The following is a 15,876-nucleotide window of genomic DNA, read 5'->3' on the forward strand; positions in this document are numbered from 1 at the left end:
TGCAATGCCAGGCCACAGGGTGGTCATGGTGTTTCCAGGTTCTAGGCTCAGGGATGGAGCCCTGAGGTAAGCAACGGCTCCCTGGAGGAGCCGTTTGCCGGGTTACAGCCCGCAGGCTGCAACGGGAGTAATTGGTTTACAGCGATGCTGGTGCGCGCTTGCGATCACGTTCGTCTTCTGGCCAGATGCTGAAAACAGTAGTGGGGGTCATGTCAAAAATCTCCTAAAGATGAGACTACAACGGGCTGCGCATGAAGCAGGTTGACAGTGCCCTCTGCAAAATGGAATATTTACATAATGTTTACATTTATTGAATTTACCCATGCAATTCTTTGAAAATTGCTCAACAAATGGTGCTTCACATCAACGGAAATTTTCTCTATTATCAATATATATCATCAACTTATATCAAAAATCAAGAAAGTAACTTAATCCTTCACAACGAGCCGTGAACAAGGGATAGAACATTCAATTCGTCATTATTTCCATCAAAAAATTTTCCTTTCGATGAAATATTTCGTCATTTAGATAGATAAAAGAGGATTTTTTGGTCGTTTTTACCATTCACATCTTCACACCTGGCTGTGAACGATCACCTGGGGCTGTGGCCGCCAGCCATGGTTCAACGGGCCATGCCCCTGGCCGGTATGAACATCGGCGCCAGAGGCGATAGCGCCCAGAATGTATTCGCGGCCCCGCTGCACTGCATCGGGCAGCGCGCAGCCCAAAGCCAGCTGGCAGGCGATCGCAGATGACAAGGTGCAGCCAGTGCCATGGCCATTGTGGGTATGGATACGAGGCGAAGCCAGCCGCAGGCGGGTGCCATCAGCCACTGCCAACAAGTCCACCACCTCGTTGCCCGGCAAATGCCCTCCTTTGACCAGTACCGCATTGGCTCCCATGGCAAGCAGGTCTTGGGCCGCCTGCTCCAGCTCATCTGCCCCCTGGATGGTGCGCCCGAGCAGCAAACCTGCCTCATCAAGATTGGGCGTAATCACCGCAGCACGGGGAAAAAGCTGCTCCACCAACTCACCCACCGTCGCCTCGGCAATCAGGCGGTCACCGCTGGTGGCCACCATCACCGGATCGAGCACCACATTGCGCAGTGCATACCGGTCGATGGCACTGGCAACGACCTGCACCACGTCCGGCGCATGCAACATACCGATCTTGACGGCGTCGGTGCCGATGTCCTGCAGCACCGCATCCAATTGGCCGCACAGAAACTGGGGCGGCACCCCGTGAATGCCGCGCACGCCCTGGGTGTTTTGCGCCGTCAACGCCGTAATTGCCGTCATGCCATAGCAACCCAATGCGCTCATGGTCTTGAGGTCGGCCTGGATACCTGCGCCGCCGCCACTGTCAGAGCCAGCAATCGACAGCACCCGGGCATAGCGCGGCAAGGTGGCAGAAGCGGTGGCATTCGAGCTGATCATGGTGGGTCATCCAAAACAAAGGCCGGGCAACACAGGCCCGGCGCGCAGAAATTATCCACGATTGCAGCTGCGGCTTGATGCTGCATGGCCCGCCGCACCAGGCGCTGTGTTATTAGAACGTGTTTAAGATCTCTAATGAGTTCGAAGCGCCGGGCCTTGCTTGCACCGGGGTGCAAGCAAGGCCAGCGCACAGAAATCTCCCGATTTCACTCCAACCCGGAGGGACAGTGGGTTTGGGGGCGCCCGGCTAGGGACGCCCCGGCTAGGGGCGGTCTGCGTCGTTGCAGCGCTTGCCAATAGCTGGCTATTGGCTGCGCACTGCGCCGCTAGGCGCGCCCCTCGCATCCCATCCCAAGCCGGGCGCCCCGAAAATCACTGTCGCGGCGCGAGGAGATCGTAAACAGGTTCTAATATCCGCTTGAGACGAAACAGGGGTGTCCCTGTGCATGCATTTGCTGCATGCACTGCGCGGCTGAGATCAGACCCTTTCACCCGATCCAGACCATGCTGGCGTGGGGAGTTTTCGACACGGAGACATCCGCTGTTTTGTCTGTTGCGCGCCGGTCGCTTTCACTAGCCCGGGCGACCATAGGCAAACATGACTTCTCACGCACTGATTCCCGCTCCTGCCCAACTTGCCATCCTTGGCGGCGGCCTGCTGGGGCGCCTGTTGGCCCTTGCGCTTTCGGACAAGGGCTATTCCATCGATCTGTATGACCGCGGCGGCCCCGAGGCGGAGCATGCAGCGGCGCATGTGGCCGCCGCCATGCTGGCACCCCTGGCCGAATCGGCGATTACCGAGCATGGCGTAGTGCGCATGGGCCAGTACGGCCTCACACGCTGGCCGCAGCTCATTGCCCAGTTGGCCGATCCTGTGTTCATTCAGCAGGCAGGCACCATGGTGGTATGGCACCGGCAGGATGCGGCCGAAGCCCAGCGCTTTCGCGGCATTCTGGAACGTACCCAGGCTGCCATTCCGCAGCTGCCGCCTCTGGAGGCGATGGATCGCTCCGCCCTGCACGCGCTTGAGCCCGCGCTCGCTCAGCATTTTCAGCAAGGCTATTACCTGCCTGGTGAAGGCCAGCTGGACAACCGCCAGTTGCTCACTGCCCTCGTGCCCGCGTTGCAGGCGGGTGGCGTGCGCCTGCACTGGCATACGCCACGCGAGGTGGGCGACTTCGCTCCTGGCGAATCCGGCCAGCCAGACTGGCTGATCGATACCCGAGGCCTCGGTGCCAAACCGCAGTGGAACGCTCTGCGTGGCGTGCGCGGCGAGGTGGTGCGTGTGCACGCGCCCGAGGTGAACCTCAGCCGCCCCACGCGCTTGATGCACCCGCGCTACCCGATCTACATTGCACCCAAGCAGAACCATCTGTTCGTGATCGGCGCCACCGAGATCGAATCGGACGATATGTCGCCCGCAAGCGTTCGCTCGGCCATGGAGCTGCTCTCTGCGGCCTATACGGTCCACAGCGGCTTTGCCGAGGCGCGCATCCTGGAGATCGGTGTGCAGTGCCGCCCCGCCCTGCCCGACAACCTGCCTGCCCTGCGGCAAACCCGGCCGCGTGTACTGGAAATCAATGGTCTGTACCGCCACGGCTTCATGATCTCTCCTGCGGTGCTCGATTGCGCCTTACAGGTGGTGGAAACCGGCAGCTCGCCGCTGGCGGCGCAATTTGGCATGGCAGTCAACCTGCTCTGAAAACCTGTTTTCACCCTCTATGATGGGCACTTCAACCCGTATGACGATGCAAATCCTTTTGAACAACCAGGCCACCGAACTGCCCGCCAATGCCACCGTGGCCCAGGCGCTGGCCCAATTGCGGCCACAGCCGCCCTTTGCGGTAGCGGTGAACACCGAGTTCGTGCCCAAGGCGCGCTACGAAAGCCAGGTGCTCCAGGCCAATGACAAGGTCGAAGTGATCTCGCCGGTCACGGGCGGATGATGACCCCATGAACCGCGCCCGCAATCCACAGACATGCGCCGCGAATGCACGCCCCGGGTTCTGCATGTTTGCCAGCTCGCGCAAACTTAGTCTCTTTTTGATAGCTGCTCGCGCTTGCCAGATGAGCGTTGATGGCCATTTTTCTACCAATTATTTGCCATGACTGCCATTTCATCCTCCGACGACGCCCTGGTTCTGTACGGCCAGCGCTTTCAAAGCCGGCTGCTGCTGGGCACGTCGCGCTATCCATCTCCGGCTGTGCTGGAGGCCGCAGTCTCCCGGGCCAAACCGGCCATGGTGACCGCATCGCTGCGCCGCCAGGGCAGCAATGCCGCAGAGACCGGCAGCGACTTCTGGGCTTTGCTCAAACGCCTTCAAGTGCCGGTACTGCCCAATACGGCTGGCTGCATGCGCGTACAGGAAGCGATCACCACGGCGCAAATGGCGCGCGAGGTGTTCGAGACGCCGTGGATCAAGCTGGAGCTGATCGGTGACGACTACACCTTGCAGCCCGACACGCTCAACCTCGTCGAAGCAGCCTCCATTCTGATCAAGGACGGCTTTCAGGTGCTGCCTTACTGCACCGAAGACCTGGTGCTGTGCCAGCGCCTGGTCGATGTTGGTTGCCAGGCTGTCATGCCTTGGGCAGCACCCATTGGCACAGGCCGTGGTCCCGTCAACCCGTATGCAATGCAGGCCTTGCGCGAACGCCTTGATGTGCCGTTGATCTGCGATGCGGGGCTTGGCCTGCCCAGTCACGCCTGCCAGGTGATGGAATGGGGTTTTGATGGCGTGCTGCTCAACACCGCCGTAGCGCTGTCGCAAGACCCGGTCGCCATGGCAGGCGCCTTTGCCGACGCCACGGCAGCAGGCCACGCCGCCTTCCGGGCGGGCGCCATGCAGGCGCAGGATACGGCACAACCGAGCACGCCGGTATTGGGCACGCCTTTTTGGCACAACTCCTGAATGGGTAGCTGCCAGCGCATACCAGACGAGCACAATACGCCAAAAATAGCCATGAACGCCAGCCTCATCACCCAAGCCATCCTTGCCGCGCATCAGGCAGCTTTTGCCGATTTTCCGCCGCAGGCCGCGCCTATCTTGGCGGAAGCGCAGCTGCAGGATGCCGTGTACGCGGGAGCGGTCGCCGCCTGCTGTCAGCTGGGCTTTATTGCCATCGATGCAGATTGCATCGCCAAAGCGTGGTCGGCGCAGAGCCAGCGGCTGGGTGTGTTCGACGCGCTGGCCTGGCCCGCGACCGCCGCAGATTTTGGCCTGCAGCCCCGCACAGAAACAGGAGCCTTTGCTGCCTGTCCCGAACACCTGGGTCTGTATGCCGTGCTACCTACGGCCCGATGGGTGGGCCGTATGGCGCGCGCCGGAGTCCCCACCGTGCAGTTACGCTTCAAATCCGAGGATGCCGCGGCCGTTGAGCGCGAAGTCAAGGCGGCGGTAGAAGCAGTCAAAGGTACGCGCGCCCTACTCTTCATCAACGACCATTGGCGCCAAGCCATCGCAGCAGGCAGCTACGGCATTCACCTGGGCCAGGAAGACCTCGATGCGCTCAGCAGCGCCGATCTGGCCACCTTGCGCACCAGCGGTGTACGCCTGGGCGTCAGCACCCACGGCTATGCCGAGATGGTGCGCGCCAGCCAGGCTCAGCCCAGCTATATCGCGATGGGGGCGGTGTTTCCTACCACGCTCAAGAAAATGGCGACCGTGCCGCAAGGCCTGGCGCGCCTGATGCGCTATGCCGCATTGACGCGCAGCTATCCGCAGGTGGCGATTGGCGGCATTGGCGCTGCGCAGTTTGCACAAGTATTGGAGAGCGGCGTTGGCTCCATCGCCGTGGTACGCGCCATCGTCAATGCCGACAACCCAGAAAAAGCTGCTGCCGATTTGATGGCGCTGATGCCGCCGCGCTACACCACGTAAAGCAAGACTGCATCGCGCCGCCCTGCGGCAGCGTTCAGAAATGCACGCAGTTCTGCCTGCAGCCGCACCAACTGGCGCATTGTTTCGAGCTGATCGAGTGCATGGCCGCCTCCCGCTGCACCACGCGCCTGGAGCGCCTGCACTCGCTGAGAGAACACCCCTGCATCCAGCGCCGCCAGACGCCGCACGCAATCCTCCACCCGGTCGGCCGGCCACACCCAGCAATGCAAGGCGGGAGTGCCCTCCACGGCCACGCCATCGGCCAGCTCTGGCAAGACGTCCATCAACTGCTGCCACAGCGGGCCAAACTGCATCATGGCATTGGGGCCGGCCTGGATGGCGCTGCGCTGCAGATAGGGGTCGATGCTGGCGGGCTCGATCAAAAAGCCGCGCAGGTCGTAGCGGTTTATGGCATATAGCAGCCCTTCGTCCGTCATGCGCGCACCTCGCCAGCTGCTGCTTGTGCAACTGCCTGCGCAGCGACAATGGATTCTTTCATGGCTGCAATCTGGGAAATATTGTCGGGATCACACACCTGGTACAGCAACAAGGCTTTTTGCAGATGCGCCAAGTGCGCGGCGGGTTGGCCTACCTCGGCCATGAAGCCGGCAAAAACCTCATAGGCACGCGCCGCGGCCAGCGAATAGCCTCGGTAGGCACGGTGCTGAATGCGCAGCGATTGCTCGATCAAGGGCTTGACCTTGGCAGGCTGATGACGCACTGAAAATGCGGCATAGCGCGTCAGCACGTCAGACACGGCTTCGTTGTCTTCCATCACATCACCCATGGTGGCGATATGCTCATAGGCAATACGCCAGTAATCCAACGCACCGGGAATATCGCCTGCACGCTCAGCATTGAGTGCCAACCGCTGCAGTACACCGCAAATTTGCGCACCGCTGCCTGCATTGCGCGCCAGCAACGCCAAGGCGTCACGGTAGTACTGACTGGCTCCAGCAGTGTCTCCTCTGGCATAGGCCAGATCGCCCAGCTTTTCCATAGCCTGACGCTGCAACAACTCTGGCACTGGGCTTTGGCCTGCGGGCGTACGAGCTGACTGGCTGGCCAGCTGCAGCAATTGCACTCCATGGGCCTGCACCTGCCCGGGATCGCCCAGTCTGTGTGCAATCTCCATGGCATTCAGATGGTGCTCCGCCAGATCGGATACATCCACCGCCTTGGCAGACTGGCGCATGGCGATGATTTGCGCACACAACGGGGCTGCCCGTTGCCAATCGCCTGCGCGCATCAATGCCTCATACTGGCCGGGCTCCACCTGCACGGCCCCGGCACCTGCCGGGCTTTGCAGCTGCGGGTTGCGCAACCGGTCGAGCCAACCCTGAGCCTGCTGGGTTTGCACCGACAAATGCGCAAACGGGGCGGCCAGGTGCACACCCATCTGCAATTTCTTGCGCGCCGCCTCCAGGTATTGGGTTTGGTAGAGCACCATGCCATGCAACAGATAGGCTTCAGCCAGGTGCGGATCGTGTTGCGGGCGACGGCTGCGCTGCTGCAGGTATTGAACCAGGCGCTCTGCGGCGGTGTGCGCCCCCTTGGGATGGTTATCGTGCAACGTCTGGGCAATCTGCTTCTTGGTCAGTTTGATCGCCCGGGCCTTCTTTTGAGTATCAGTCTCCTCCGGGGAGGGCGCCTCATCCTTGACTGTAGCGGCCAAGGGCGCAGCTCGCACAAGGGGCGCACGCCCGGAATCCACAAACCCAGCCAGTTGGGTATCCATTTCCTCTTCCACCCGGAAATAGTCATACAGCCAAAAGCCATCATGGCCCAACCACAAAAGGATGGGGCCCAGCAGATAAGGAGCGTAAGACGCCCAACGCCCGCCCCAGCTCCACAGTGCAACCATCAATAGCGTCAGCAACAGCTGCGCCGCCGCGCTGGCATAGCGCTGCAGATAAAAGCGGTGCGCGCCAGCCCAGCCTGCCCCAATCAGCAAGCCATAAGCCAGACGAGCTTGTTTTTCCCCCATCCCTGCATCCTCTCTTCACCCCGGCCAAAACCAGTGGGTGGATTTTTATCAGCAGCATTTCATGGGTGAGATGCACCTCTGCCACGCGCCAACAGGCGATTGCCACTATAGGAAGTATAGCAATTGCCCATCAACCGACCTAATTCGTTCACGCAACTGTGCACGCGCTGCGACAGCTACCAAATATGTAGCAAAACAGGCCTGCACAGCAAGCGACACCCTGGCAAGCCTAGTGCAAACAAGCTGCGGACGGTGGCAGATTTCAATGAGTGGTGCCAAGCCGAAGCCCGCGAACGCCCGTAAGGGCGCATTGATTTCAGTGCGGGCTGCCAACCGCGCCCGAACCCGCATACATAATTTTTGAAAAACAAGCGCTTGCACGCTACCTGTGCGTATGGTCGCTACTCAATATATAGCAAATGGCTAAACGCTGGCGAGCTCGGCATCTTCCACCGGGCGACCGGGCTTGGTGCGGGCCAGCTGCATCACCTCGCGGGGGGGCAGCGTTTTGAGGCGATGGTCGCTCCAGACCTGGCGCCAGCGGCGCGCGCCGGGCATGCCCTGGCGCAGGCCCAGCATGTGGCGCGCGATGCTGTACCAGTGCGTGCCGTGGGCAGCAGCTTCGCGCTCCATGTAGCGCACCATCTCTTCTTCCACCGATTCGCGTGTGGCATCGCTGGCTACGTCCCCGTAGTACAGCGCGTCCCAGCGGGCGAGCCACCAGGGGTTGTGGTAGGCCTCGCGGCCCACCATCACGCCGTCCACCTGCGCAAGTTGCGCGGCAGCGGTTTCGTCATCGGCAATGCCGCCGTTGATGGCTATGGTGAGCTCGGGGAAGTCGCGCTTGAGCTGCGCCACCACGTCATAGCGCAGCGGAGGAATCTCTCGGTTTTCCTTGGGCGACAGCCCCTTGAGCCAGGCATTGCGCGCATGGACGATGAACACCTCGCAGCCAGCGTCAGCCACGGTGCCAATAAAGTCGCGCACGAAATCGTAGCTTTCCACCTTGTCGATACCAATGCGGTGCTTGACGGTGACCGGTATATCCACCACATCACGCATCGCCTTCACGCAGTCGGCCACCAGGTCCTTCTCGTTCATCAGGCAGGCGCCAAACGCGCCGCGCTGCACCCGCTCGCTGGGGCAGCCGCAGTTGAGGTTGACCTCGTCATAGCTCCATTCCTGCGCCAGCTTGGCGCACTGCGCCAAATCGGCAGGTTCACTCCCCCCCAGTTGCAAGGCGACAGGGTGCTCCTCATCGTTGAAACGCAGATGCCGTGCCACATCGCCATGGATCAGGGCGCCGGTCGTCACCATCTCGGTATAGAGCAAGGTGTGGCGTGTGAGCAGGCGGTGCAGGTAGCGGCAATGGCGGTCGGTCCAATCCATCATCGGCGCCACGCTCATGCGCCAGGGGCTGTGTTTTTGGGATTCGGTCATGGTATCTGGCAGCCTGGGGGCAGATCTTCTACCCGGGCGCAAAGCCGTTGCATGCCTGAAAGCCGGTCTCGGCCGCATGCATCGGCGAATGATTGGTAATGCGCCATTTTAATTTAGACGGACTCCGAAGCCACAACAACACCGTAATGACCGCTTACACGGCACCAACTGCCTCGGCATACACTGTGGTAACGGCTACAGGAGGAAGACCGTGGACACCTCACGCATGATGGTCATGTGCCAACCGTCTGACCCGGTGCTCCGCCGTATGAGCAGCGCCGTCGACCAGCGCGGTTTGCGCGAGTTTCTGGGAGCGCGCATGTTCCCCGAACGCAACTGGCACCAGACGCTATGTGGCCCCTACGAGGCCTGCCATGCCACAGAGCGGACACTGGCGCGTGCATGCGATACCGCTCTGGCCGCGCCGATGCGGGCTTTCCGGTTGAGGCTGAACCGCATTCGCAGCGACCGTTGGCCTGATGAAGAGCGGATCCACTGGTCATTCCTGTCCCAGGGCCGGCCCAGCGACTTTGATGCCCTGCTCCAGTTCTTGCGGACCGAGGTGCAACCAGACCTGCCCCCCGATACAGGGCATACGCCCCATGTCACCATCAGCTACCGGGCGCCTGCCCCGTTGGATACGCTACGCATTCAGCCCATTGACTGGCTGATCCAGCAGATTTCGCTGGTGGTACGGCAAGGCACAGGCAATGGCTGGCGCTACGAGGTGCTGCAAAGTTGGGAGCTGCCCATCATGCCTGCCAATGACCACCAGTTAGAGTTATTCGCACCGCAGTGATCTGGCCCAGCCCATGAAAAAGCCGCCGCAGTGCCTGGCACTACAGCGGCTTTGGGCGTAATGCCTTTTCGAGATCAACCGCCCAGGTAGGCCTTGCGTATATCCTGGTTGCGCAGCAGATTGACGCCGCTGTCTTCCAGCGTGACCCTGCCGGTCTCCAGCACATAGCCCCGGTCGGCAATCTGCAGTGCCTGGTTGGCGTTCTGCTCCACCAGGAACACCGTCACCCCCTGCTCGCGCACGGCCTTGATGATCTCGAAAATCTGCGCAATGATGAGCGGCGCCAACCCGAGCGTGGGCTCGTCCAGCAACAGCAGGCGCGGCTTGCTCATCAGCGCCCGGCCAATGGCTAGCATCTGCTGCTCTCCGCCCGACATGGTGCCGGCGCGCTGCTCGGCCCGCTCCTTGAGGCGTGGAAACAGGCCATAGACGTAGTCGATGCCCTGGGCGATCTCATCCTTGCTCAGGAAAAACGCACCCATCTGCAGATTCTCGACCACCGTCAGATCCTTGAAGACCCGGCGGCCTTCCGGCGAAACAGCAATGCCCTTGCGCATGATCAGGTGCGAGGGCTGACCCACCAGCTCTTCGCCCTCAAACTTGATAGAGCCGCTCGTCGCGCGAGGATTGCCGCACACGGTCATCAGCAAGGTGGTTTTGCCCGCGCCGTTGCTGCCGATCAGCGAAACGATCTCACCCTGGTTGACATGCAGGCTCACATCGTTGACTGCACAGATCGCACCGTAATGCGTGCTGATACTCTTGATTTCCAACATCGGCTGCATCACGACTCTCCCAGATACGCCTTGATCACGCGTTCGTCATTGCGGATCGCCTCTGGCACACCCAGTGCAATCGGCTTGCCATATTCCATCACCAGGATGCGCTCGGACACCCCCATCACCAGACTCATGTCATGCTCGATCAGCAGCACAGTCACACCGTACTCCTTGCGAAGTTGATCGATGAGGTGCTGCAGCTCCACCTTTTCCTGCGGATTGAGACCCGCGGCGGGCTCGTCCAGCATCAGGAGCTTGGGGTTGGTGATCATGCAGCGCGCAATCTCCAGCCGGCGCTGGTGGCCATAGGCAAGATTGCCCGCCTCGCGGTTGGCGAAGGCGCGCAGGCCCATCACGTCGAGCCAATGCGCAGCATTCGCCTTGGCCTCTTCTTCTGCAGCACGGTAGGCCTTGGTCTTGAACAGCCCCGAGAGCAGATTGCGCTTGACCTGCTGGTGCTGCGCGACCAGCAGATTCTCCAGCACCGTCATGCCCTTGAACAAGCGCACGTTCTGGAAGGTACGCACCACGCCATGGTTGGCCACCGCATGGCTGGGCAAGCCCGCGATGGACTGCCCGTTGAGCGTAATACCTCCCTCGGTCGGCTTGTAAAAACCGCTGATGCAGTTGAACACCGTGGTCTTGCCTGCGCCGTTGGGGCCGATGATGGCGAAGATCTCTTGCTGCTTGACGTCCAGCGCCACATGGTCGACAGCCAACAAGCCGCCAAAGCGCATGCACAGGCCGTCCACTTTCAACATGGTTTGACTCATAAACACTTCTCCCTGTTTGCGTTATCCGTGTTTACGGTCACTTCAACTCTTCGTGGTGGCGCTTCATCGGGAACAGGCCCTGTGGACGCCACACCATCATCAGAATCATCACCAAGCCGAAGATCAGCATGCGGTACTCAGAGAACTCGCGCGCAAACTCGGGCAATACCGTGATCAGGATCGCCGCCACGATCACGCCCAACTGCGAGCCCATGCCCCCCAGCACCACAATGGCCAGGATCAGCGCAGACTCGATGAAGCTGAACGATTCGGGGCTGACGATGCCCTGGCGTGCGGCGAAGAATGCCCCCCCAAAGCCCGCAAACATGGCGCCCAAGGTAAAGGCCGACAGCTTGATCTTCGTGGGGTTCATGCCCAGCGATTTGCAGGCCACCTCGTCTTCACGCAAAGCCTCCCAGGCACGGCCAATCGGCATGCGGATGAGACGATTGCTGATCCACAGGGTAACCAGGGCCAGAATCAGCGCCAGCAGATACAGGAAGATCACCATGTGCATGGTGTTGAACTCAAAGCCCAGAAACTGCTGCAAGGTCTGCGCCCCCTCCTTGGAGGCCGTGCGCGTCAGCTCAAAACCCAGCAGCGTTGGCTTGGGAATATTGGAGATGCCATCGGGCCCGCCAGTAAAACCCACCAGGTTCACCAGCAGCAATCGGATGATCTCGCCAAAGCCCAGGGTCACGATGGCAAGGTAATCGCCACGCAGCCGCAACACGGGAAAGCCGAGCAAAAAACCGAACAGTGCAGCAGCGGCGCCCGAAAACGGCAATGCTTCCCAGAACGACCACCCCGCCCAATGAAACAGCAAGGCATAGGTGTAGGCGCCCACGGCGTAGAAGCCGACAAAACCCAGGTCCAGCAGGCCCGCAAAGCCCACCACGATGTTCAGGCCCAAGCCCAGCATCACATAGATGAGCGCCAGGGTGGCGATATCGACGGCATTACGGCCACTGAAAAAAGGCCAGACAATGGCCGCCACAATCACCAGCCACATCAAGGTGATGCGGGTGCTGTGCTTTATGGCAGGCAAGCTTGGGGCCTTGATGTGCGCCATCTGCTTGGCCAGAAACGGCTTGATGAGCTGCAGCACCAGCACAATCACAAAGCCCCAGATCACCAGATTCCAGTGCGGTTCGATGTAATTGCGCGTGCCTTTGCGCTCAAGGTGCAGGCCGAAAATGGGCAACACCACCAGCGCCGCCAGCACGGCGGAAATCAATGCGTTTTTGATATTTGCTTTCATCAGACCTTCTCCACTTCGGGCTTGCCGAGAAGACCTGTGGGACGGAACAGCAAAATCAGCACCAGAAGGCCAAAGGCCACGATGTCCTTGTATTCCGACGAAATGTAGGCAGCGGCGAAAGTCTCCGCCACACCCAGCAGCACACCGCCCAGCATGGCGCCGGGAATGCTGCCGATGCCACCCAGCACAGCAGCCGTGAAGGCCTTGATACCTGCCACAAAGCCAATGTAGGGGTTGAGCTTGCCAATGGCCAAAGCTATCAGCACACCGCCCACTGCCGCCAGCACCGCGCCCAGGATGAAGGTGAAGGACACCACCTTGTTGGTGTCGATGCCCAGCAGGTTGGCCATCTGCATGTCTTGCGCGCAGGCACGCGATGCACGGCCCATGCGCGAATGTCGGATATAGAGCGTCAGCGCAATCATCAGCACCACGGCCACGACGATGATCAGGATGCGTGTGTATGGCACAAACACCTCGAACCCATCACCCATGTGAAAGTTCAACGCCCCGGGCAGCAGCGAAGGAACCGCCATATCGCGCGCGCCCTGCCCCAAAGCCACCCAGTTCTGCAAAAAGATCGACATGCCAATTGCCGAGATCAGCGCCACCAGACGCGGGCTGCTGCGCAGCGGCTTGTATGCCACCTGCTCGACCACATAGCCGTACACACCCGTCAATACCACCGACACCAGGAGCATGGCACCGATCACGACAAACACCGGAATGCCGCTTTGCGTACCAATTGCCGACAAGGTCACCAGACCTATGTAGGCACCAATCATGTAGATTTCGCCGTGGGCGAAATTGATCATTCCGATAATTCCATACACCATCGTGTATCCAATGGCCACCAGCGCGTAGATCGCACCCAGTGACAAGCCATTGAACAACTGCTGTATGAATTGGGGCAAAAAATCACTCATACCTTACCGCCTCAATTCCCTGGCCGCTGTGACGGCCAAAACAAGAAGGCATGGTTCTATGTTTTAGAACCATGCCCTTCATCTCACCAACCCGAATTACTTCGTAGCAGGGGTCTTGCTGCCATCCTTGTGCCAGTTGAACACCTGGAAGTCATACGCCTTCAGGTCGCCCTTGGCATCCCATGCCAGGTTGCCCAGCGGGGTTTCAAAGGTTGCGGTGTGCAAGTGCTTGGCCACCTTGCCAGCGTCATTACCCACAGCCTTGATCGAATCAGCGATCACCTTGACTGCAGTGTAAGAACCCATCTGGAACGAGCCCGAAGGATCACGCTTCTTGTCCTTGAATGCCTTGACCAGCGCGGCATTCTTTGGGTTGGAAGCAAAGTCTGCAGGCAGCGTCACCAACATGCCTTCGACGGCAGGGCCTGCAATGGCGTTGATCTCAGGGTTGCCCACACCTTCAGGGCCCATGATGCGAACCTTCAGGCCTTGCTCGGCGGCCTGGCGCAGCAACAAGCCCATTTCTGGGTGGTAGCCACCGTAGTAGACGAAATCCACACCAGCGCTCTTGAGCTTGGTGATGACGGCAGAGTAGTCGCTGTCACCGGCGTTGATGCCTTCAAACAGGGCCACATTCACGCCATCAGCCTTGAGCGTATCGCGCACAGCGGTTGCAATGCCCTGGCCGTACGACTGCTTATCGTGCAGCACAGCGACCTTCTTGGGTTTGATGGTTTGCGCGATGAACTTGGCAGCGAAAGGACCTTGCTGGTCATCGCGGCCAATGGTGCGGAAGACCGATGTAAAGTTCTTGCCCTCGGTCAGTGCCGGCGACGTAGCCGATGGCGTTACCACCACCACGCCTTCGTTGTTGTAGATCGGCGCAGCTGCAATGGCTGCACCCGAGCACACCGGGCCTACGACATAGTGGATCTTGGCATTGACTACGCGGTTGGCAGCAACCGGGCCTTGCTTGGGTTCGCAAGCATCATCCACCACCACGGCTTCCAGCTTGTTGCCGTTGACGCCGCCAGCAGCATTGATCTGCTCAAGGGCGGTGTCTACCCCTTCCTTGACCATGTCTCCGTACTGGGTCAGAGGACCGGTAGCAGGAATCACCACACCAATCTTGATGTTCTCTGCCTGGGCAGCGCCGGCCAACAGGGAGCCCGCCAGACCAAACGCAACCGCCAAGGTGTTCAGGCGAAACGGTACCTTCATATCTCAGATCCTTTGTAGTCAAAATATTGGTCACCCCTACATTGTTTCGACAACAACGATCATGGGCGATCCGGGGAGCATATCGTTACAGCCAAATCATGCAACAGGGATGCCAAGGATTGGCAAAACTGTCACTTTCGTGCTAGCGTAATCAAGATATTCGTTCAGAAGATTTTCACACATCAAGCCCCATTACCTGCAAAGAGATCGGGCACAAAGCGGGACACAAAGCAAAAACCATCGGAATTCATTCCGATGGTTTTTGTCAGGATCGATCCTGGCACCCCCAGCGTCGACGAAATGAAACGCTGCTGCAATCAGTTTCCTTGACGAAGCTCACAGCGCTTGCCCGGACAACTACAACTCTCAAAGCCGCATCTCCAGCACAGCTCTTACGCCTGCTAGTTGTTCCCGCCCCCGCCGTTATTGCCCCCCTCCGCTCCCCCCATTGCTCGTTTAACAGGAATACGGAAACGCCCAGAATTGGGTTGGAGACAGCGAGCTACCAAAACCATAGCCTTGTGAGGCGATCGCGGTAATCGTAGCAATACCAGAGCCAAGGAGCGCCGAGTTGGTCAAAACGCCATCGGCATCATAGTCAGGCTGGCTTGCCGAACGCGCGTGTGAAATCGATCACCACACCGGACATCGAGGGGTTAACGGAAGGAGGCGTTGCCAGTGTTGGTGCGAAGTCCACCACTGTTCCGCCGGAACCCCCATCATTCGCGGCCCACGAGAAGCTATCGAGTTGGGTGTTTGAATCACATGCCACTTCTGGATCAGCTGCAATCTGAATCGGCACGACAACAGGGCAAACAGCCTGTGTTGTACAAGATTCGCCAGGAGCGAGCTCAGCCCTCACAACGCAAGTTCCGGTCTCCGACGAATTTCCATTGCTCACAATACGTATCCGCTGACCGCTGGTATTGCTGATGGAGACAAGTGGCGAAGGAGACGCAAAAGGCACTTGAGCGTCGGCCAAAGTACCCCCATTGGCGTTGCTCAGCTCGAAAGGCGCTGCAGCTCGCACCACAGTCACCAAAGAATCGGCGCTCGTGACAAATGCCGTCATCGCTGCGGCAGCAAGCAGCGCGCAAAGCATCCTTCCCGCTCGCATCTGACCGCGATATTTGAACGCGGCGAACGCCAATACAGCCGCGAGCAAACCAATGCCTCCGAAGGTGGGCCCAGGAACAGCAGGAACAGGCGCTGACAGTGGAGCGTAGCCGGTGGCCACCCCGCATGCATTTGGCACCGACTGAGCCCATGCCAGTAGCGAACGGCTTTGTTGCACAAATCCGGGCCGCAGCGGTAGTAGGCTCGGATGATGAGTGAGACGAACTGGGGTCGGCGCAAGTACCGCACCACAAACT

15 protein-coding genes and 1 riboswitch are annotated in these 15,876 nt (G+C 59.8%); of the genes, 5 read left to right on the forward strand and 10 right to left on the reverse strand.

The genetic code is table 11. The features are described from left to right. Positions 1–572: 572 nt before the first annotated feature. Positions 573–1,436, reverse strand: coding sequence for a bifunctional hydroxymethylpyrimidine kinase/phosphomethylpyrimidine kinase (gene thiD, locus HNP33_RS17655; protein ID WP_184710881.1), 864 nt, complete (start codon positions 1,434–1,436; stop codon positions 573–575). Between the two features lie 420 nt (positions 1,437–1,856). Beyond that, positions 1,857–1,972: riboswitch (TPP riboswitch) on the forward strand. A gap of 62 nt (positions 1,973–2,034) precedes the next feature. On the opposite strand from thiD, the gene HNP33_RS17660 reads away from it, so the two are divergent. From HNP33_RS17660 to HNP33_RS17675, 4 genes are all read left to right on the forward strand, one after another. Continuing rightward, complete coding sequence (locus HNP33_RS17660; protein ID WP_184710883.1) at positions 2,035–3,138, forward strand: FAD-dependent oxidoreductase; 1,104 nt, start codon at positions 2,035–2,037, stop codon at positions 3,136–3,138. Between the two features lie 46 nt (positions 3,139–3,184). After that, positions 3,185–3,382, forward strand: a complete 198-nt coding sequence (gene thiS, locus HNP33_RS17665; protein ID WP_184710885.1) for a sulfur carrier protein ThiS — start codon at positions 3,185–3,187, stop codon at positions 3,380–3,382. Between the two features lie 159 nt (positions 3,383–3,541). Beyond that, the gene (locus HNP33_RS17670) at positions 3,542–4,348 is read left to right on the forward strand and encodes a thiazole synthase (RefSeq protein ID WP_184710887.1); all 807 of its coding nucleotides are present in this window, start codon (positions 3,542–3,544) and stop codon (positions 4,346–4,348) included. Between the two features lie 51 nt (positions 4,349–4,399). Then, positions 4,400–5,317, forward strand: coding sequence for a thiamine phosphate synthase (locus tag HNP33_RS17675; protein ID WP_184710889.1), 918 nt, complete (start codon positions 4,400–4,402; stop codon positions 5,315–5,317). Here HNP33_RS17675 and HNP33_RS17680 read toward each other — a convergent pair. The 3 genes from HNP33_RS17680 to dusA form a co-directional block, all read right to left on the reverse strand. After that, complete coding sequence (locus HNP33_RS17680) at positions 5,305–5,754, reverse strand: hypothetical protein (protein ID WP_184710891.1); 450 nt, start codon at positions 5,752–5,754, stop codon at positions 5,305–5,307. The genes HNP33_RS17675 and HNP33_RS17680 overlap by 13 nt on opposite strands. Next, complete coding sequence (locus HNP33_RS17685; protein WP_184710893.1) at positions 5,751–7,304, reverse strand: NINE protein; 1,554 nt, start codon at positions 7,302–7,304, stop codon at positions 5,751–5,753. Before HNP33_RS17685 ends, HNP33_RS17680 begins: the two co-directional genes overlap by 4 nt. A gap of 423 nt (positions 7,305–7,727) precedes the next feature. Beyond that, positions 7,728–8,744, reverse strand: a complete 1,017-nt coding sequence (gene dusA / locus HNP33_RS17690; protein ID WP_184710895.1) for a tRNA dihydrouridine(20/20a) synthase DusA — start codon at positions 8,742–8,744, stop codon at positions 7,728–7,730. A gap of 211 nt (positions 8,745–8,955) precedes the next feature. On the opposite strand from dusA, the gene HNP33_RS17695 reads away from it, so the two are divergent. Further along, positions 8,956–9,543: a 2'-5' RNA ligase family protein gene (locus tag HNP33_RS17695; RefSeq protein WP_184710897.1), complete on the forward strand. Its 588-nt coding sequence runs from the start codon at positions 8,956–8,958 to the stop codon at positions 9,541–9,543. Between the two features lie 74 nt (positions 9,544–9,617). Here HNP33_RS17695 and HNP33_RS17700 read toward each other — a convergent pair whose 3' ends face one another. From HNP33_RS17700 to HNP33_RS17725, 6 genes are all read right to left on the reverse strand, one after another. After that, positions 9,618–10,319 (reverse strand): ABC transporter ATP-binding protein, encoded by a 702-nt coding sequence (locus tag HNP33_RS17700; RefSeq protein ID WP_184710910.1) that lies wholly within the window; start codon positions 10,317–10,319, stop codon positions 9,618–9,620. Between the two features lie 8 nt (positions 10,320–10,327). After that, positions 10,328–11,095: a high-affinity branched-chain amino acid ABC transporter ATP-binding protein LivG gene (gene livG, locus HNP33_RS17705; RefSeq protein ID WP_184710899.1), complete on the reverse strand. Its 768-nt coding sequence runs from the start codon at positions 11,093–11,095 to the stop codon at positions 10,328–10,330. Positions 11,096–11,132: 37 nt separating this feature from the next. After that, complete coding sequence (locus tag HNP33_RS17710) at positions 11,133–12,356, reverse strand: high-affinity branched-chain amino acid ABC transporter permease LivM (RefSeq protein ID WP_184710901.1); 1,224 nt, start codon at positions 12,354–12,356, stop codon at positions 11,133–11,135. Then, on the reverse strand, positions 12,356–13,282 hold the full coding sequence (gene livH / locus HNP33_RS17715) for a high-affinity branched-chain amino acid ABC transporter permease LivH (RefSeq protein ID WP_184710903.1): 927 nt from the start codon (positions 13,280–13,282) through the stop codon (positions 12,356–12,358). The genes HNP33_RS17710 and livH overlap by 1 nt, the downstream gene beginning before the upstream one ends. A gap of 96 nt (positions 13,283–13,378) precedes the next feature. Next, positions 13,379–14,503, reverse strand: a complete 1,125-nt coding sequence (locus HNP33_RS17720; RefSeq protein WP_184710904.1) for a branched-chain amino acid ABC transporter substrate-binding protein — start codon at positions 14,501–14,503, stop codon at positions 13,379–13,381. Positions 14,504–15,101: 598 nt separating this feature from the next. Next, a partial coding sequence (locus HNP33_RS17725; RefSeq protein ID WP_221452120.1) for a midcut-by-XrtH protein occupies positions 15,102–15,876 on the reverse strand: 775 nt, incomplete at its 5' end.

Source organism: Comamonas odontotermitis, from assembly GCF_014207855.1.
In the GTDB taxonomy this organism is placed as follows: Bacteria; Pseudomonadota; Gammaproteobacteria; order Burkholderiales; family Burkholderiaceae_C; genus Comamonas; species Comamonas odontotermitis_A.